Here is an 18,381-nt window from a genome sequence, read left to right on the forward strand (position 1 = left end):
CTTCACCACCGATCGGATGTCAGCTCCTTACTGTTCGAGCCATGACCAAACGCACTAAAGGAAGTAGGCAAAAAAGGGAAAAGTACTTTCGATGAGGCGGGAGCTGTCTGAATGTTCCGAAGCGGAGTTCATGCAGCAGTGAAAATTCATACACGCATTGATCCAGTTTCCAACGCATGACGGCGATTCTTCAGGCATCCCCAGCCTCACGACTGTTTTAGAGTGGCAAGCAGAAAACATCGACGATCATCTGCGATCAAGGACGAAAAATGCTACTAAATGCGACAACCAATCATCCTATTCTTTTGGTGCATGGCCTGTTCGGATTCGAGCGCATTGGCCCGTTCGAACTGTTCCACGACGTAAAACAGGCGCTCAAGGCTGCTGGCGCGCAGGTGTTTGTGCCCCATCTGTCGGTCATCCATGACAATGAAATACGTGGGGAGCAACTGCTCTCGCAAATCAACGCCGTGTTAAGGGGCACAGGCGCGGCCAAAGTCAACCTGATCGGCCACAGTCAAGGCGCACTCACGGCACGCTATGCTGCAGCGCTAGCCCCACACAACGTTGCGTCTGTTACGTCAGTCAGCGGGCCAAACCATGGCTCGGAACTGGCGGACTTCCTGCGCAAGGCGTTGATACCTGGAAGACTTCCGGAGGTCGTGGCACAGAATGTAGCGACCCGGTTTGCCGATTTTCTGTCACTGCTCAGCGGGCAAAAGGCATTGCCGCACAGCGCACTGGCTGCGCTGGGTGCCTTGACAACGGAGGGGGTCGGCAACTTCAACGACAAATACCCGCAGGGTCTGCCCGAGGTCTGGGGCGGTCACGGTGCAGAATGGGTGAATGGCGTTCGCTATTTTTCATGGAGCGGCGTCGTACCCGAAGAGCCGTCGCTCGACCCTGTCCAGGGCATCTGCTGCGCCCTCTCGGAATACTTCATTACAGAACTCGCCCAGAACGACGGACTTGTCGGTCGCTTCAGCTCTCACCTGGGCACCGTGATCCGCTCCGACTACTCCCTCGATCACCTGCATACTCTGCGGCGGGCAAGCGGACACCACGCCATGGCTAACGACTCGATACGTCTCTATGTCGAGCACGCCTTGCGCCTTCAAGCCGCTGATCTATAGATGTCTCATCAGACCAGCGAACGGAACTTTGCCGAGAAATCGGCCACTGAATCCGGTAGGCTCCACCCTTTATCGATTTGATTGGAGAATTTCCCCATGGCTAAAGCCACTGCCCGCCACATCCTGGTTTCCAGCGAAGCCAAGTGCAACGAACTCAAGGCCCAGATCGAAGGTGGCGCTGATTTCGCCGAAGTGGCCAAGGCCAACTCCACCTGCCCGTCCAGCCGTCAGGGCGGCGACCTGGGTTCGTTCGGTCCTGGCCAGATGGTCAAGGAATTCGACACCGTGGTATTCAGCGCACCGATCAACGTCGTGCAAGGCCCGGTGAAGACCCAGTTTGGCTATCACCTGCTGGAAGTCACCAGCCGTCAGGACTGATTTCAGCCCGACCTGCTGTGCAACGGCCCGCCTGATGGCGGGCCGTTTTGTTTTGGTTACACCGCACCGCTGGCGAACGGCGCGCCGCTCGCGTACAAATTGCGCTTATCGATTACCCGGCTTTAAGGCTGACAATGCGACTGGCTTTCCCGACATTGATGTTCACTGCCCTAACCCTGCTGCTTGGGATCACTGGTGTGGACGCCGCACCGCAGCATGCGATGACCGTCTATGGCGAACCGGCAAAGTACCCGCCCGGCTTCAGTCACTTCGATTACACCAACGCCCAGGCGCCAAAAGGCGGGACAATGCGCCGCTCGGCCATCGAGATCGGCCACTTCGATCATGTGCTGCCGTATATCGACAAAGGCATCGGCGTCAGCCAGATCGACGGCCTGCTGTATTCCCCGCTGGCCCAGCGTTCGCTCGACGAGCCCTACACCGTATACGGCCTCGTGGCGCAGAAAATGGAGCGCTCGGATGACGGCCTGTCCCTGCGCTTCTTTATCAATCCCAAAGCCCGCTTCGCCGATGGCAAGCCGATCACCGCCGAAGACGTGCGCTACACGTATGATTTGCTGATGACCCAGGGCAGCCTGCGTTATCGCACCCAGTTCGCCGACGTCAAAGGCGTGGAAGTGGAAGCCCCGTTGACCGTGCGTTTCGATTTCAAGAGCAACGAAAACCGTACCCTGCCACTCGACATCGCGACCCTGCCGGTATTTCCCGAACACTGGTGGAAAACCCGTGATTTCGCCGGCGGTGGCGGCTATGAACCGCCGCTGGGCAGCGGCCCGTATCGGGTCGGCAAAGTCGATTCCGGGCGCAGCATTACCTTCGAACGCAACCCGGACTGGTGGGGCAAGGACCTGCCGGTCAGCCGTGGCCTGTACAACTTCGATCATTTCAGCATCGAGTACTTCGGCGACACCGACGTCGCCCGCCAGGTCTTGCGCGGTGGCGCCTATGACTACAACCGTGAATTCTCCGCCACCGGCTACTCCATCGGTTACGACAGTCCGGCCCTGAGCGACGGTCGCCTGCAAAAGGCTCATCTGGCCACCGAGGCACCGCAGTCGGCCCAGGGTTTCGTGTTTAACCTGCAAAAGCCGATGTTCCAGGATCGCCGCGTTCGACAGGCCTTGGCCATGCTCTGGGATTTCGAATGGAGCAACCGGCAGATGATGCGCAACATGTACATTCGCCAGCAGAGTTACTTCTCCAACACTGATCTCGCCGCCCGGCAACTGCCGGATGCAGCCGAACTGAAGATACTCGAGCCCTTGCGCGGACAGATTCCCGAAGAGGTGTTCACCCAGGTCTTCGAAGCGCCGAAGACCGATGGCAGCGGCATTATCCGCGACAAACAACTGCAAGCGCTGGAGCTGCTGGAACAGGCTGGCTGGAAACCCGATGGCGACCAGTTGGTCAACGACCGGGGCGAGCCGTTGAGTTTTACGTTCCTGGTCAGCCAGAACGGCATGGACCGTCTGCTGCTGCCCTACAAACGCACTCTGAAACAGATCGGCATCAACCTCGACATCCGTCGCATCGACTCCTCGCAGTACGTCAACCGCCTGATGAGCCGCGACTACGACATGATTGTCACTGGTTACCCGGTCACCACCTCCCCCGGCGGCGAACTGTTGAACTACTTCGGTTCGGCATCGGCCAACGACCCCGGTGCCAACAATTACATGGTGCTGAAGAACCCGGCGGTCGACACCTTGATCAACGGCCTGATCCGCGCTTCGACCCAGGCCGATATGCTGCGTTACGCCCATGCACTGGATCGGGTTCTGCAATGGAACTACTACTGGATTCCCAACTACTACCCGCCGGGCACGTCCACCGTGTGGTGGAACCGTTTCGGCATTCCCACCGTGCAGGCGAGCAATGACGAAGCGATCGAGAGCTGGTGGGAAATCAGCAGCACGCCGCTGACCAACCAGCAGATGACGGCCGAGAAAATCAGCCGTGGCAGACCCGGAGGGCCGCACTGATGTGGGCTTACATACTGCGGCGCCTGCTGCTGATCATCCCGACGCTGGTGATTATTCTGCTGGTCAACTTCGTGATCATCCAGGCCGCGCCAGGTGGTCCGGTTGAACAAGCCATCGCCCACTTGCAAGGCATTGGCGGCGCCAGCGTTGGCGGCGGGGCGAGCGAGACCATGAGCGGCACGTCCCGCGCCAGCCGCGGCCTCGATCCGCAACTGATCAAGGACATCGAAAAACAGTACGGCTTCGACAAACCGGCCCATGAACGCCTGTGGCTGATGCTCAAGAACTACGCGCAGCTGGATTTCGGCAAAAGCTTCTTCCGCGGCGCCACGGTCACCGACCTGATCCTGCAGAAAATGCCGGTGACCATTTCCCTCGGCCTGTGGGCGACGCTGATCACCTATCTGGTGTCGATCCCGCTGGGCATCCGCAAAGCCGTGCACCACGGCAGCCATTTCGATATCTGGAGCAGCACGGCGATCATCATCGGCTACGCCATGCCGGCATTCCTGTTCGCGATGTTCCTGATCGTGGTGTTCGCCGGCGGCACCTCGCTGAACTGGTTTCCGGTGCGCGGGCTGGTGTCCGACAACTTCGAATCCCTGTCGACGCTGGGCAAAATCACCGACTACTTCTGGCACCTGGTGTTGCCGGTCACGGCGCTGGTGATCGGCGGTTTCGCCACCCTGACCATTCTCACCAAGAACTCGTTCCTCAATGAAATCACCCGGCAATACGTGGTCACCGCGCGCGCCAAAGGCCTGAGCGAAAACCGGGTGCTCTATGGGCATGTCTTCCGCAACGCGATGCTGCTGGTGGTGTCGGGTATTCCCCAGGCGTTCATCAGCGTGTTCTTCGCCGGTTCGTTGCTGATCGAAGTGATCTTCTCCCTCGACGGCTTGGGGCGCATGAGTTACGAAGCGGCGGTGTCCCGTGATTATCCGGTGGTGTTCGGCTCGCTGTTCATCTTCACCCTGTTCGGCCTGCTGATAAAACTGATCGGCGACCTGTGCTACACGCTGGTCGACCCGCGCATCGACTTCGCCGCGAGGAATGCCTGATGTTCAAGCTCTCGCCTCTGGGCCGTCGCCGTTTCGAACGCTTCAAGAAAAATCGCCGGGGCTGGTGGTCGCTGTGGTTGTTCATCGGGCTGTTCCTGCTCAGTCTCGGCGGCGAACTGATCGCCAACGACAAGCCGCTGATCGTCAGTTATCAAGGGCAATGGTATTTCCCGGTATTCAAGCGCCACACCGAGCAGGAGTTCGGCGGACAACTGCCGTTCCAGGCCGATTACCGCAGCGATTACGTGCAGAAGCTGATCCGCAAGGACGGTGGCTGGCTGCTGTTTCCGCCGATTCCGTTCAGTGACGACACCCCGAACTACGACCTCAACAAACCGGCACCGAGCCCGCCGACTTCGGTCAACTGGCTGGGTACCGACGATCAGGCGCGGGACGTCCTGGCCCGGGTGATCTTCGGCGCGCGGGTGTCGATCCTGTTCGCCCTGATGCTGACGTTTGTCAGCGCCCTGATCGGCATCGCGGCCGGCGCCCTGCAGGGCTATTACGGGGGCTGGGTCGATCTGCTCGGCCAGCGTTTGCTGGAGGTCTGGTCGGGCTTGCCGGTGCTTTACCTGCTGATCATCCTTTCGGGATTCGTCGAGCCGAACTTCTGGTGGCTGCTGGGGATCATGGCGCTGTTTTCCTGGCTGGCGCTGGTGGACGTGGTCCGCGCCGAGTTTCTGCGCGGGCGCAACCTCGAGTACGTCAAGGCTGCCCGGGCCCTGGGTTTGAGCGATCGCAAAGTGATTGTCCGGCACATCCTGCCCAACGCAATGAACGCGACCCTGAGCTACCTGCCGTTCATTCTGACCGGGGCGATTTCGACCCTGACCGCGCTGGACTTCCTCGGCTTCGGCATGCCTGCCGGCAGCGCGTCTCTGGGTGAGTTGATCGGTCAGGGCAAGCAGAACCTGCAGGCGCCGTGGCTCGGGTTGACCGCGTTTTTCACCCTGGCGCTGATTCTTTCCCTGTTGGTATTCATCGGCGAAGCGTTGCGCGATGCCTTTGACCCGCGCTCATGAACGGACCCTTGATATGACTGACAACCTGATCGAAATCCGTGATCTCAGCGTCGCCTTCCATGGCCAGACCGTGGTGCGCAACCTGTGCCTGGACATCCGCCCCGGCGAGTGCCTGGCACTGGTCGGCGAGTCGGGCTCGGGCAAGTCTGTGACGGCTCATTCGATCCTGCAATTGCTCCCTGAATGCGATGCCCGGACTACCGGCAGCATCCGTTATCGTGGGCAGGAACTGGTCGGCGCCGACCCAAAGACCCTGCGCGACCTGCGGGGCAACCGCATCGCCATGATTTTCCAGGAGCCGATGACCTCGCTCAATCCGTTGCACACGATTGAAAAGCAGATTGGCGAGACCCTGTTGCTGCACCGTGGCCTCGGCGGCAAAGAGGCTCAGGCACGGATCCTCGAACTGCTGGAACTGGTGGGCATCCAGAAACCGAAAGAAAGGCTGAAGGCTTATCCGCATCAGCTGTCCGGCGGCCAGCGCCAACGGGTGATGATCGCGATGGCCCTGGCCTGCGAACCTGAACTGCTGATCGCCGACGAGCCAACCACCGCCCTCGATGTGACCGTGCAGCGCAAGATCCTGTTGCTGCTCAAGTCCCTGCAACGGCGCCTTGGCATGTCGCTGCTGCTGATCAGCCACGACCTCAATCTGGTGCGCAGCATCGCCCAACGGGTGTGCGTGATGAAGGCCGGGGAAATCGTCGAGCAGGCGCCGTGCGAAACCCTGTTCACCGAACCGAAACACCCTTACAGCTGCGTGTTGCTCAACTCCGAACCGGAAGGCGAAGCGCTCCCGCGGGACGAACGCGAAAACGTGCTCGAAGTCGATGACCTGCAGGTGGATTTCACGGTCGGCGGCGGGTTGTTCCAGCGCAAGCAATACCTGCGCGCGGTGGACGGCATCAGCCTGAACATCCAGCGTGGCAAGACGCTGGGCATCGTCGGCGAGTCCGGTTCGGGCAAGTCGACCCTCGGTCAGGCGATCCTGCGGCTGCTCGACTCCAAGGGCAGCATTCGCTTCCAGGGCACGGCACTCGACGGTCTCGACCAGAAGCAGATGCGACCGTGGCGCCGGCAGATGCAGGTGGTGTTTCAGGATCCGTTCGGCAGCCTCAGCCCGCGCATGTCGGTGGCGCAGATCATCAGCGAAGGGCTGGAGGTGCATTGCCAGTCCACCGCCGACGAGTGCGACGATCAGGTGATCCGCGTGCTCAAGGAAGTGGGCCTCGACCCCGAAAGCCGCCATCGTTACCCCCATGAGTTCTCCGGTGGCCAGCGTCAGCGCATTGCCATCGCCCGGGCGCTGGTGCTCAAACCGGCGCTGATCCTGCTCGACGAGCCGACGTCGGCACTGGATCGTACCGTGCAGAAACAGGTGGTCGCCCTGCTCCGCCAGCTTCAGGAAAAACACGGCCTGACCTATTTGTTCATCAGTCATGACCTGGCTGTGGTGCGGGCGCTGGCCCACGACATGATCGTGATCAAGGACGGCAAAGTGGTCGAAAGCGGCGCCAGCCATGACGTGTTCGACTCACCGCAGCATCCCTATACCAAAGAGCTGTTGGCGGCGGCGCATCCGGGATAGGCATAATCGCGCCACCTGACTTCCGCCAATGGACGCCGCCATGAACACCACCGAAAGCCTCAAGGATTACCAACGGGTCCGCACGCTGGCGATCCGTTCGTTGTTCGAGATCATCGAGCAATCCAGTGAAGGCACGGTGATTGTCGACCGCGATGCGAACATCGTCTGGATGAACGAGCGCTACGCCCGGCGCTTCGGTCTCGACTCCGCCGCCGGGGCCATCGGTAAACCCTGCGAAAGCGTGATCCCCGGCAGCCTGCTGCGCGAGGTGGTACGCACCGGGCGGCCGATTCTGCTGGACATGCAGGACACCCCGAAAGAACCGCTGGTAGTGATGCGCCTGCCGATCCATGACGACGCCGGCGCGGTGATCGGCGCCATCGGTTTTGCCCTGTTCGACGAACTGCGCACGCTGTCGCCGATGCTCAAGCGCTACCTGAGCATGCAGGAAGAACTGGCCTCGACCCGCTCGCTGCTGCGCGCCCGGCAGACCAAATACAACTTCGCCCACTTCATCGGCACCAGCGCTGCCAGCCTTGAAGTCAAACGTCGTGCCCGTCGCAGCGCCAGTGCTGAGTCACCGGTTCTGTTGCTGGGCGAAACCGGCAGCGGCAAGGAGTTGCTGGCACAGGCCATCCACGGTGCTTCGCCACGGGCGCACAAGGCCTTCGTCAGCATCAACAGCGCGGCGATTCCCGAAGCGTTGCTTGAAGCTGAGTTCTTCGGCACAGCACCGGGCGCCTTCACCGGCGCCGACCGCAAGGGCCGCACCGGCAAGTTGCAGATTGCCCAGGGCGGGACGCTGTTTCTCGACGAAATCGGCGACATGCCGCTGCCGCTGCAAAGCAAATTGCTAAGGGTGTTGCAGGAAAAGGAATTCGAGCCTGTAGGCTCCAACGACGTGATTCAGAGCGATGTTCGGGTGATCGCCGCGACCTCAACGGATCTGGAAGCGGCGATCAAGCGCGGCGAATTCCGCGCGGATTTGTATTACCGGCTCAACGTGCTTCCGATTCAGGTGCCGCCGCTGAGGGAGCGGCTGGATGATCTGCCGGCGCTCAGTGAGGCGATTCTTGAAGAGCTGCGCAGTCAGCACGAACTCAACCGTGAAGCGCTTGAGCTACTGGGTCAGCACGCCTGGCCGGGGAATATCCGCGAATTGCGCAACGTGCTGGAGCGAGCGGCGCTGCTCAGTGATGACCTGATGCTGACGGCGGATGACATTCGGGCGGCGATTGGCACGTTTACACCGGTTGAGCGAACACTGGCGCCTGTGTCAGAGCCAACAATAAACGAGACCTTTAGTCAGGCCCGCGAGCGGTTTGACCGGCAGTTGATTCAATCCACCCTCGCGCAATGCGGGGGCAAGGTGATTGAGGCGGCTGAGCGGTTGGGACTGGGCCGTTCGACGCTTTACAAGAAAATGATTGCGCTGGGGATCGCCGAGTCTCAGTAAAGAGACTTAAATCCCAATAAAGAGACAAAATCAAAAGCTTCGCGGGCAAGCCCGCTCCCACAGGGGAATGCNGTTCAACTGTGGGAGCGAGCTTGCCCGCGAAAGCGTCCTCTCAGTCATAGAAGTCTCCAAACCGAGACAAAACCCCAAAGACCGCCACCAAAAATCAAACTAATTCCTTTTATTTCAACAACTTAATCATCTGGCACAAATCTCGCTAAAGCCTTCCCCGCACCCGTTCCACCCACAAAAATAACAATCGAAGGAGCACACCATGAGTGTGATCATCGCCTTGGCAGCCCTCGCGCTGCTGATGCTCGCGGCCTACCGTGGCTACAGCGTTATCCTTTTTGCCCCGATCGCCGCCCTCGGCGCCGTCCTGCTCACCGACCCGTCTGCCGTCGCCCCTGCGTTCACCGGTGTGTTCATGGAGAAGATGGTCGGTTTCATCAAACTCTACTTTCCCGTGTTCCTGCTCGGCGCGGTGTTCGGCAAGCTGATCGAACTGTCGGGGTTTTCCCGCTCGATTGTTGCTGCAGCGATTCGTCTGCTCGGCACACGCCAGGCAATGCTGGTGATCGTGCTGGTCTGCGCCCTGCTCACCTACGGCGGCGTTTCGCTGTTCGTCGTGGTGTTCGCGGTCTACCCGTTCGCAGCGGAAATGTTCCGCCAGAGCAACATCCCCAAGCGCCTGATCCCGGCGACCATCGCCCTCGGCGCGTTTTCCTTCACCATGGACGCCCTGCCCGGTACGCCGCAGATCCAGAACATCATTCCCAGCACCTTCTTCAACACCACCGCGTGGGCGGCGCCGTGGCTGGGTGTGATCGGCACGATTTTCGTGTTCTGCGCCGGCATGCTGTTCTTGCAGCGACAGCGCAACAAGGCTCAGCGCGCCGGTGAGGGCTACGGCACCGAACTGCGCAACGAACCGGAAACCGCCGAAGACCTGAAACTACCTAACCCGTGGATTGCCCTGTCGCCGCTGCTGGCGGTGGGGATCATGAACCTGCTGTTCACCCAATGGATTCCGCAGTGGTACGGCAAGACCCACAGCCTCGCGCTGCCTGGCATGACCGCGCCGGTCACCACCGAGATCGCCAAACTCACGGCGATCTGGGCGGTGCAGGCAGCCCTGTTGGTCGGCATCCTGATGGTGCTGGCGTTCGGCTTTCAGGCGATTCGCAGCAAACTCGCCGAAGGCAGCAAAAGTGCAGTCAGCGGTGCGTTGCTGGCGGCGATGAACACCGCGTCGGAATACGGTTTCGGCGCCGTCATCGCCTCGTTGCCGGGTTTTCTGGTGCTGGCCGACTGGCTCAAGAGCATTCCCAATCCGCTGGTCAACGAAGCGATCACCGTGACCCTGCTGGCCGGTATCACCGGTTCCGCTTCGGGCGGCATGAGCATCGCGCTGGCAGCGATGTCCGAACAATTCATCAGCGCCGCCCATGCCGCCAACATTCCGCTGGAGGTGCTGCATCGGGTGGCCGCGATGGCCAGCGGCGGCATGGACACTCTGCCGCACAACGGCGCGGTGATTACCCTGCTCGCCGTCACTGGCCTGACTCACCGTGAGGCCTACAAGGACATTTTCTGTATTACGCTGATCAAGACCCTGGCGGTTTTCGTGGTGATCGGCACTTTCTACGCCACTGGCATTGTGTGAGGTATTGATGACGACTCTTTCTGGCAAGACCGCACTGGTTACCGGTTCCACCAGCGGCATCGGACTGGGCATCGCCCTGACGCTGGCCAAGGCTGGCGCCAACCTGATCCTCAACGGTTTTGGCGACGCGTCGAAGGTGATCGCCGAAGTCGAACAGTTCGGCGGCAAGGTCGGCCATCACCCGGCAGACGTCAGCGACCCTGCGCAGATCGCCGACATGGTCGCCTACGCCGAGCGCGAGTTCGGCGGCGTGGACATTCTGGTCAACAACGCCGGTATCCAGCACGTCGCGGCAGTTGAAGAATTTCCGGTAGAGCGCTGGGACTCGATCATTGCGATCAACCTGTCATCGGTGTTTCACAGCACTCGCCTGAGCCTGCCGGGCATGCGCGCCAAGGGTTGGGGACGGATCGTCAACATCGCTTCGGTGCACGGTCTGGTCGGGTCCACCGGCAAGGCCGCATATGTGGCGGCCAAGCATGGCGTGATCGGCCTGACCAAGGTGGTCGGCCTGGAAACCGCCGCCAGCAATGTCACCTGCAACGCCATCTGCCCGGGCTGGGTACTGACGCCGTTGGTGCAGAAGCAGATCGACGATCGCGCGGCCAAAGGTGTCGACCCGCAGCAGGCGCAACACGACCTGCTGGCAGAGAAACAGCCGTCGCTGGAGTTCGTCACCCCGGCACATCTGGGTGAGCTGGTGCTGTTTCTGTGCAGCGAGGCCGGCAGCCAAGTGCGTGGCGCAGCGTGGAACATCGATGGCGGGTGGCTGGCGCAGTAAGCTTGCAACTGATCGCTCCCACATTGCAGTGGGAGCTTTCTGACCAACAATAAGAGGCAAACCATGTCCGACATTCTCTGGCAGCCCGATGCCAAACGCATTGCCCGGTCCCGCATGGACGGCTTTCGGCGCTTCATCAATCAGCGCCACCACCTGAAGCTCGACGATTACCCGGCCCTGCATCAATGGTCCATCGACCAGCGCGAAGCGTTCTGGCAGGCGATCGTGGACTTCTTCGGCATCAGTTTTCACACCCAGCCGGACGCCGTGCTGCGTGGAGGCCTGAAAATGCCGGGCGCCGAATGGTTTCCCGGCGCCACCCTGAATTTCGCCGAACACTTGCTGAGTCGCCGCGACGATGCCATCGCCGTGATCGCTATCGGGGAAAACGGCCAGCGTGAACTGCTGAGCTGGGCCGAACTGGCCCAGCAAGTCGCCGGGTTCCAGGCCAGCCTGCAAGCGGCCGGTGTTGTGCTCGGCGACCGGGTTGCAGCCTGCATGCCCAACACCTGGCAAACCCTGGTGGCGATGCTCGCGACCACCAGCCTGGGGGCGATCTGGTCTTGCTCGTCACCGGACTTTGGCACCCACGGCGTGATCGACCGTTTCGGCCAGATCGAGCCCAAAGTGCTGATCACCTGCGCCGGTTACCGCTATGCCGGCAAAGAGATTGATCAGACCGTCAAGATCAACGAAATCCTCGAACAGCTGCCCTCCCTGCAACAGCTGATCATCGTGCCCTACGCACGAACTCATGCCCAGGCCACGGATTACCGCACCCCCGCCAATGTCACGCTGTGGGACGACTTCTATGAACCCGACGATGAGCCGCACTTCGTCCCGGTGCCGTTCGACCATCCGCTGTACGTGCTGTATTCCAGCGGCACCACTGGCGTGCCGAAGTGCATCGTGCACAGCACCGGCGGCGTGCTGCTGCAACACGTCAAGGAACACGGGCTGCATGTCGACCTCGGCCCCGGCGACCGCTTGTTCTACTACACCACTTGCGGCTGGATGATGTGGAACTGGCTGGTCTCGGCGCTGGCGGTGGGCAGCGCGGTGGTGCTGTATGACGGCTCACCGTTTTACCCGGACAACGAGCGGTTGCTGGAGCTGCTGGACGACGAACAGGTCAGCGTGTTCGGCACCAGCCCGAAATTCCTCGCGACCCTGGAAAGCAGCGGCATCAAACCGCGCGAAAGCTACGACTTGACCCACCTGAAAACCCTGCTTTGCACCGGCTCCGCGCTGTCGCCGCAAAGTTATGACTTCGTCTATCGCGACTTCAAACCAGATGTGTGCCTGTCATCGATGTCCGGTGGCACGGACATCGTGTCCTGCTTCGTCAACGGCAACCCGATGTCGCCGGTTCGCCGGGGCGAGATCATGGGCAAGAGTCTGGCCATGGCGGTGGAAGTGTGGAACGACGCCGGGCAACCGGTGGTTGGCGAAAAAGGTGAGCTGGTGTGTACCCGACCGTTTCCGGCGATGCCGATCGGACTCTGGAACGATCCCGACGGCGAAAAGCTGCGCAAATCCTATTTCAGCCAGTTCCCCGGGGTCTGGGCCCAGGGTGACTACGCCGAACAACTTCCCCACGGCGGGATGCTGATTCACGGCCGCTCCGATGCCGTGCTCAACCCCGGTGGCGTGCGTATCGGCACGGCGGAAATCTACCGCCAGGTGGAGAAAGTCCCGCAAGTGCTGGACAGCGTCGCCATCGGCCAGCAGTGGCAGGACGACGTGCGCGTGGTGCTGTTCGTGCGTCTCAAGGAAGGCGTAACGCTGGATGAGGCACTGCAACAGCAGATCCGCCAGGTGATCCGCGCCAACACCACGCCGCGGCATGTGCCGGCAAAGATCGTTGCAGTCACCGACATTCCACGCACGATCAGCGGCAAAGTGGTTGAACTGGCGGTTCGCAATGTCGTGCACGGTGAGCCCGTGAAAAACACGGATGCCTTGGCCAACCCCGAAGCATTGGAGCAGTTTCGGGATCGACCAGAACTGACTGGTCAGTGAAATGGGGCATCCTCTGAGTGGATGCCCCAGCGATCAAAGGTCGAACGCCAGCAGGACTTCTCCTTCAATCTGCTCGCCGTTGCTGGCCGTCACGGCGCTCTGCAGGGTTTCAAGGTTGCGACGGAATCGCCAGTTGTACTCACCCGACGCCTGATCCAACAACAGGGTCATCACGGCGTAGGTATCGGCATTCTCCAGGGCGCGACTCTTGTCGTATTTTCCCGACGCGCCTTCGCCGCTCGATGCTTTGAAACTGCCCCGGCTCGCATCCACACCGGCATCGGCCTGGATACTCGTCGGGACGCGCGCGTGACCCCGCGCCAGATTAATCAACGGTGCGACGTCCAACTTATAATGCTCGGCCTCGATTGCCGGCTTCATGGGGGCAATTGCAAGCTGTCGGAATTTCGGATCGATTTTAATGACTTCATGAATCAGGTCATCGGCAATGACGTTGGGACTCATATGTGCATTGTGGAAATGATCCTGCAGATTTTCTCCGTACACCTTCATAAACCGATGAGTCTCGGAGGCAGGCATGCCCGCCCGCTTCCACGCGAGGTAAAGCGCGGAGTCGACAAGCATCGTTCGGCCATCCTCCTGAACCGCTTGCAGAAAGCAGTTGCCGACTGAAAAGCCGTCAAAATCGGTCTTGATTAACTTGAGATACGTCAGCATGTTGTCTCGCCCCCTGGCACTGGTGCCGAACAGCAAACCGGCTACCAGGTCGGTCTTGAGCTGATCGACATTATTGATCAGAGCCCTCAAGGCTCCATCGACCTTGCTGGAGGCCCTGGGCAAGGCTCTGCCGATGATATGGCCGGTATAGGCATCCGGCAATCTTCGGAAGGACTGATGGGGTCGCAACGCATGGGCAAAAGTGAAATGACTCAGCTTCGGCCCCCAGGCCCGCCCTGATCGGTTGATTGCGAACCAGTGAGTACCTTGCTTGAGCGCCCGGACATTCAGTACTTGAGCCGACGTAGCCGATGGCCGCCAGCTGCCCTGGCACAGTCTTGCGTAATCACTCGCCTGCCACAGATCGACAGACGCTGCATGGCCCACAATTCGACGCAACTGGAACCTGGCGGACGTGAGGGTTTTCACACCATTTCGAACAAGCCGCGCACCACCTCGTCCCAGTAGTTTGCCGCCGGTTCTGGCCATCGCGCCAAAGCCATCGAGTGGATTGAAGACCGAAATCGTCGTGCTCAAGGCGAACCTGGCCAGACTGGCAACCTTAGCCGTAGTCGACACCGAACGCGCGATCACGCTCATCACTTTGCTGGCGACGCCAACAGCGGTTCCGAGCAGTCCGATAGCATCCATGACGCAACCAAACACACCGCTGGCGATACGGTCCTTGTCACCGGAGGTCAGATCGGCGATACAGCTTCTGAAAGGCACTACCAGATTCAGAACGTACTCCCCGAGTTTCTCCAGACGTTGCCTTTCTTCTTCCAGCGGCGTCGGCAGCAATGCGACGGATTCGACATCCTTGTAGGTCGCTGGCGGATGATGATCGACGATAAAGGCTGCCAGCGCCGTTAATTGAACGTCGTCAAAACTTTGATAGGCAGTACCGTTGTATTCGGCCGAACGATTTATTTTGCGCAGTGTTCCCAGTTTGTCGATGACACCGCGACTGTCGTTGGCACTGGCGCTTCTGCGCCCTTCGGTGAAACACCCCAGGTCCGTCGGCAGCGTCAATACCGCTGCTGCCGGCACGTACGCTTTCAGATTCCCGTCATAGTCCAGACGCGAAGCCTTGTTCATGGCACCGCAAAGGCGGACCAGTTCAGCCAGTCGTTCATTTTTGCGACACACACCCTGCAAGGTGAGTACTTCATAGCAGAGCACTTCATTGCCGCCCTTCAAGGCACACATGACAACGCCGTAACGGCCGGTCGCTTCATCTCGAGCCTGCTGAGTCTCCGACAGCACCGTCCTGGAAACTGACGCGGCGCCCGTCAAGCCATTCTGTGTGGACACCGGCGGCGTGTGATAAATACCGACGGAGGGTCGCAGGGTGAAGAAACTGACATCACCGTTCAGAAATACCCGACGATCCGCCGAAGGCATTCTGGAAATGGCCAGCTTCAACGTGGTGGTCATTGCACCTTTCAGGTTGTCATACCACCGCGAAACCTCCTTGATGACAAAGGGCTTGATCGGCGCCAACGCGTATATCGGCGCGCCGAACTGTCTGAAGATGCTGGGTTGATTCATCAGGTCCCACTGCCGGCTCGTAAGTTCTCCCGAAGCATGGATTTCAACCATTGATCTGGCTTTCGGATCGGGTTTGGTCACTTTATCCAGTACAGGCCGTATGTCCAACGCGAACGATGGTGCAGGCACCTCGCCCGCATCACGCACTCGCTGTTCAAAAAGAACGTCCTTCTCCAGGAAATCGCATCCCGGAAGGGCTCTTTTCAACTCTTGCAATGCGCAGGTCATTTTGTCAGGCAATGGTCTGGCCAGCACCTCGGCTGTCCGGGCTAACAGTTTCATGTGCGTTTCATAATGGCCAAACACCACATTCGATGCGCTCTGAGGGTCCGCAGCCAAGGCGTCATGAGTGATGATGCCGTTGATAAGCCCCCAATCGAGCACCGGGTCAATGACCGCAATGGCTCGTAGATCACGCAAGGCTTTGCTCGGCGGTTCCATATTGCCAAACACTTGGATTTTGCTGGCATCCATTACACGGGCCAGCCCTTTGGTTTTCAGCTCGAGGGTCGCCACCGCACTGCAAAAGCTGATCCAGCCGACAGAGCCGACCAGCATATCTTCGCTGATGCCTTGCACCAGAAATTCCGGTGCCTGATCACTGAGCATGATATGGGCGGCCAAAGCGGCGGCTTCCCGGGACACTTTTCTTGTAGTAATCAAATGATTTTCGAAGGCTTTGAAGACTGCATAAGGATGCAGATCGCAGTTAGCGGGCTGGTAAAGATCAAACCCACAAATAACGTTTCTGTTGGCAGAGCCCTCAGTTGAATCCAGATCGATAATGATGGCGCTCAACATCAATTGACCCAGTTCTTCCGACCCCATGGAGCCTGTGTCATCGGCGCCATACCAATCCAGTGCCTGGATATATTTTTTCGCCAGAAGTTGAGTGTCCTCGTGAAACAACATTTGCTCTATCAACCATCCATTATCACCATTGGCTCCTGCCAACGCGCTTGCGGCGCCCTTGTATACCTTGTCCAGCAATCGGACATCATGGGTTAATAAAGTAGCTGTAAAAGCCTTGATGCGACTTTTTTCTGCATCTGTCAGAACGGCGGACAACTCATCTTCGCCACTGATCTGCCCCCAATAATTCCCAAACCAAGGATCAAATTCTTCAAGGCTTAGATGCTCGATAAGCTTTTTGCAATCGCCCACAGTGGCAGGAATATCGAACTCATAGAATTTCAGCCATTGTTCCAGCGACCCTTCATTGGTGTCCCAGATCACTCCACCTGTCTGCGCCGCGCACCGCGCCAACAAGTCCAAGTCATTGCGGTCTTGGTCGAGGGTGGCGTACAGCGGCAACGGGGGCAGCAGCTTACCTTTGGAAAAAATCAGCAGTTCACCCTCTTCCGTCAAGGCGGCGTGGCTATAGGTTTCGATAGCAAGTGCATTGATAACGTCCTGTATGAATGCACGCTCCTGCAGTTCCTCGATGCGGCCAGCCAGCGGTGCATGCAGATTGTAAATTGACGAGCCCTTGACCATGTTAAAAAAACTGCCTGACAGATCCAGCTGAACATCATCGGTCTCGCCATACTTGCCGACATCCTTATTCAGTCGCTCTATAACTAATAGTTTCTCCTCACAATCAGCTGCCAAACGTTTTACATCCGCTCCTGTTATCGAGACAGCAGAAGCATTCCATTGAATTCTCATAAACAATCCTTAAAAAATATCTGACAAAAAAACAGGCAAATAACCTTTAAACAGACTCAGGCAAATGCTGTTTAAAATCGATCTTTACGATGTCAGTTAATTTTTCAGAACCATTCAAAAGTATGCAAACCTCAAAAACACAATAACAAAACCAGCACAACGCTCTTTATTCTTCAAAATTGCCAGACCTTAAGGAAAACATTTTTTACAGTTACCGGCTATTCATCAAGCAGCCCCCAACTTTCCGAAGACGTTTTGTCGGCACGTACATTCTGCTCATTCAACTTCAGTAAAAGACGCAAGTTATTGACCGAGTCAGCATTTTTCAACGCTTCGTTTTCACTGATTGCACCTTCAATCACTAGTTGATGCAGGGCGCTGTCAAAGGTGCGCATACCAAGTTCTCCGGACTTTTCCATGATGACTTTCAGATCGTCCAACTGGTTGTTCTTGATCAGGTCGGCAATCGTCGGCGATCCCAGCATCACTTCCACGGCCGCGCGCCGCTGCCCATCGACGGTTCGTACCAGACGCTGGGACACGAGAGCCTTGAGGTTGTTGCCCAAGGCGTGCATCAGTTGAGGACGCCGCTCCTCGGGAAATAAATTGACGGCTCGATCCAGCGCCTGACTGGCGTTGACAGCATGCAATGTGGAGAGAACCAGATGCCCGGTTTCGGCGAACGCCAATGCATGCTCCATGGTCTCGCGGTCGCGGATCTCGCCGATCAGCACCACGTCCGGAGCCTGGCGCAACGTGTTCTTGAGCGCCGCATGAAAGCTACGTGTATCGACCCCGACTTCGCGCTGATTGATGATCGACTTCTTGTGTCGATGGATATACTCCACCGGATCCTCAATGGTGATGATGTGCCCGCTGCTGTGGCGATTGCGATGATCGATCAGCGCCGCCAGGGAGGTAGACTTGCCGGAGTCGGTAGCGCCCACGAACAGAATCAACCCCTGCTTGAGCATCACCGTTTCGAGCAGCACTGGCGGTAATTTGAGGTCTTCGAATCGCGGAATGTCGAGTTTGACGTTACGGATAACAATCGACACGTCGTTGCGTTGTTTGAAAATATTGACCCGAAAGCGGCCGATACCCGTTCGAGAAATCGCCAGGTTCATTTCCAGATCCCGGTCGAACTCACGGCGCTGCTCGGCGTCCATCAGGGAGGCGGCGACACTGCTCACCTCGCCGGGTTTGAAGGGCTGGTCGCTCAAGGGCGTCAGTACCCCGTCGAACCGCGCACTGGGTGGTGCACCGGTGGAAAGAAACAGATCCGAACCGTGACGGCTCGCCAGCAGTTTGAGCAGTGCGTCGATTTCCATGGCAAGAAACACCTGTGAAGCTTTCAATGAATCGCAAGGCCCG

Annotated in this window: 12 protein-coding genes; 10 read left to right on the top strand and 2 right to left on the bottom strand. The window is 58.9% G+C overall.

The window, feature by feature from the left end; genetic code table 11:
• Positions 1-269: 269 nt before the first annotated feature.
• The 10 genes from ACTJK9_RS22785 to ACTJK9_RS22830 all read left to right on the top strand — a co-directional run bounded on the left by ACTJK9_RS22785 (position 270) and on the right by ACTJK9_RS22830 (position 13,110).
• Positions 270-1,133 (top strand): esterase/lipase family protein, encoded by an 864-nt coding sequence (locus tag ACTJK9_RS22785; RefSeq protein ID WP_085610436.1) that lies wholly within the window; start codon positions 270-272, stop codon positions 1,131-1,133.
• A 96-nt stretch (positions 1,134-1,229) separates the two neighbouring features.
• The gene (locus ACTJK9_RS22790; RefSeq protein WP_007952068.1) at positions 1,230-1,511 is read left to right on the top strand and encodes a peptidylprolyl isomerase; all 282 of its coding nucleotides are present in this window, start codon (positions 1,230-1,232) and stop codon (positions 1,509-1,511) included.
• Between the two features lie 134 nt (positions 1,512-1,645).
• On the top strand, positions 1,646-3,514 hold the full coding sequence (locus ACTJK9_RS22795; protein WP_440816435.1) for an extracellular solute-binding protein: 1,869 nt from the start codon (positions 1,646-1,648) through the stop codon (positions 3,512-3,514).
• A complete protein-coding gene (locus ACTJK9_RS22800) occupies positions 3,514-4,575 on the top strand; it encodes a microcin C ABC transporter permease YejB (protein WP_007952064.1) in 1,062 nt (353 codons plus the stop codon). Before ACTJK9_RS22795 ends, ACTJK9_RS22800 begins: the two co-directional genes overlap by 1 nt.
• Entirely contained in the window at positions 4,575-5,597 is a 1,023-nt protein-coding gene (locus tag ACTJK9_RS22805; RefSeq protein ID WP_085610438.1) for an ABC transporter permease, read from the top strand. The genes ACTJK9_RS22800 and ACTJK9_RS22805 overlap by 1 nt, the downstream gene beginning before the upstream one ends.
• Positions 5,598-5,610: 13 nt before the next feature.
• A complete protein-coding gene (locus ACTJK9_RS22810; protein ID WP_440816438.1) occupies positions 5,611-7,185 on the top strand; it encodes an ABC transporter ATP-binding protein in 1,575 nt (524 codons plus the stop codon).
• A gap of 40 nt (positions 7,186-7,225) precedes the next feature.
• Positions 7,226-8,641 (top strand): sigma-54 interaction domain-containing protein, encoded by a 1,416-nt coding sequence (locus ACTJK9_RS22815; protein WP_085610440.1) that lies wholly within the window; start codon positions 7,226-7,228, stop codon positions 8,639-8,641.
• 274 nt (positions 8,642-8,915) lie between these two features.
• Positions 8,916-10,307, top strand: a complete 1,392-nt coding sequence (locus tag ACTJK9_RS22820) for a GntP family permease (RefSeq protein ID WP_064596987.1) — start codon at positions 8,916-8,918, stop codon at positions 10,305-10,307.
• Positions 10,308-10,314: 7 nt separating this feature from the next.
• A complete protein-coding gene (hbdH, locus tag ACTJK9_RS22825; protein WP_085610441.1) occupies positions 10,315-11,088 on the top strand; it encodes a 3-hydroxybutyrate dehydrogenase in 774 nt (257 codons plus the stop codon).
• Between the two features lie 63 nt (positions 11,089-11,151).
• On the top strand, positions 11,152-13,110 hold the full coding sequence (locus ACTJK9_RS22830; RefSeq protein ID WP_440816443.1) for an acetoacetate--CoA ligase: 1,959 nt from the start codon (positions 11,152-11,154) through the stop codon (positions 13,108-13,110).
• 33 nt (positions 13,111-13,143) lie between these two features.
• On the opposite strand, the gene ACTJK9_RS22835 is transcribed toward ACTJK9_RS22830, so the two are convergent.
• Positions 13,144-17,007: a hypothetical protein gene (locus tag ACTJK9_RS22835; protein ID WP_440816445.1), complete on the bottom strand. Its 3,864-nt coding sequence runs from the start codon at positions 17,005-17,007 to the stop codon at positions 13,144-13,146.
• Between the two features lie 218 nt (positions 17,008-17,225).
• Positions 17,226-18,338, bottom strand: a complete 1,113-nt coding sequence (locus ACTJK9_RS22840; RefSeq protein WP_085610444.1) for a PilT/PilU family type 4a pilus ATPase — start codon at positions 18,336-18,338, stop codon at positions 17,226-17,228.
• Positions 18,339-18,381: the final 43 nt, after the last annotated feature.

Origin of the sequence: Pseudomonas sp. 22082 (assembly GCF_052046055.1) — a bacterium.
Classification (GTDB): domain Bacteria; phylum Pseudomonadota; class Gammaproteobacteria; order Pseudomonadales; family Pseudomonadaceae; genus Aquipseudomonas; species Aquipseudomonas pharyngis.

What these genes read in the sequence shown, in the direction of transcription:
- ACTJK9_RS22785 (WP_085610436.1), top strand. Translation starts at nt 270, where the DNA reads ATGCTACTAAATGCGACAACCAATCATCCTATTCTTTTGGTGCATGGC.
- ACTJK9_RS22790 (WP_007952068.1), top strand. Translation starts at nt 1,230, where the DNA reads ATGGCTAAAGCCACTGCCCGCCACATCCTGGTTTCCAGCGAAGCCAAG.
- ACTJK9_RS22795 (WP_440816435.1), top strand. Translation starts at nt 1,646, where the DNA reads ATGCGACTGGCTTTCCCGACATTGATGTTCACTGCCCTAACCCTGCTG.
- ACTJK9_RS22800 (WP_007952064.1), top strand. Translation starts at nt 3,514, where the DNA reads ATGTGGGCTTACATACTGCGGCGCCTGCTGCTGATCATCCCGACGCTG.
- ACTJK9_RS22805 (WP_085610438.1), top strand. Translation starts at nt 4,575, where the DNA reads ATGTTCAAGCTCTCGCCTCTGGGCCGTCGCCGTTTCGAACGCTTCAAG.
- ACTJK9_RS22810 (WP_440816438.1), top strand. Translation starts at nt 5,611, where the DNA reads ATGACTGACAACCTGATCGAAATCCGTGATCTCAGCGTCGCCTTCCAT.
- ACTJK9_RS22815 (WP_085610440.1), top strand. Translation starts at nt 7,226, where the DNA reads ATGAACACCACCGAAAGCCTCAAGGATTACCAACGGGTCCGCACGCTG.
- ACTJK9_RS22820 (WP_064596987.1), top strand. Translation starts at nt 8,916, where the DNA reads ATGAGTGTGATCATCGCCTTGGCAGCCCTCGCGCTGCTGATGCTCGCG.
- hbdH (WP_085610441.1), top strand. Translation starts at nt 10,315, where the DNA reads ATGACGACTCTTTCTGGCAAGACCGCACTGGTTACCGGTTCCACCAGC.
- ACTJK9_RS22830 (WP_440816443.1), top strand. Translation starts at nt 11,152, where the DNA reads ATGTCCGACATTCTCTGGCAGCCCGATGCCAAACGCATTGCCCGGTCC.
- ACTJK9_RS22835 (WP_440816445.1), bottom strand. Translation starts at nt 17,007, where the DNA reads ATGAGAATTCAATGGAATGCTTCTGCTGTCTCGATAACAGGAGCGGAT.
- ACTJK9_RS22840 (WP_085610444.1), bottom strand. Translation starts at nt 18,338, where the DNA reads ATGGAAATCGACGCACTGCTCAAACTGCTGGCGAGCCGTCACGGTTCG.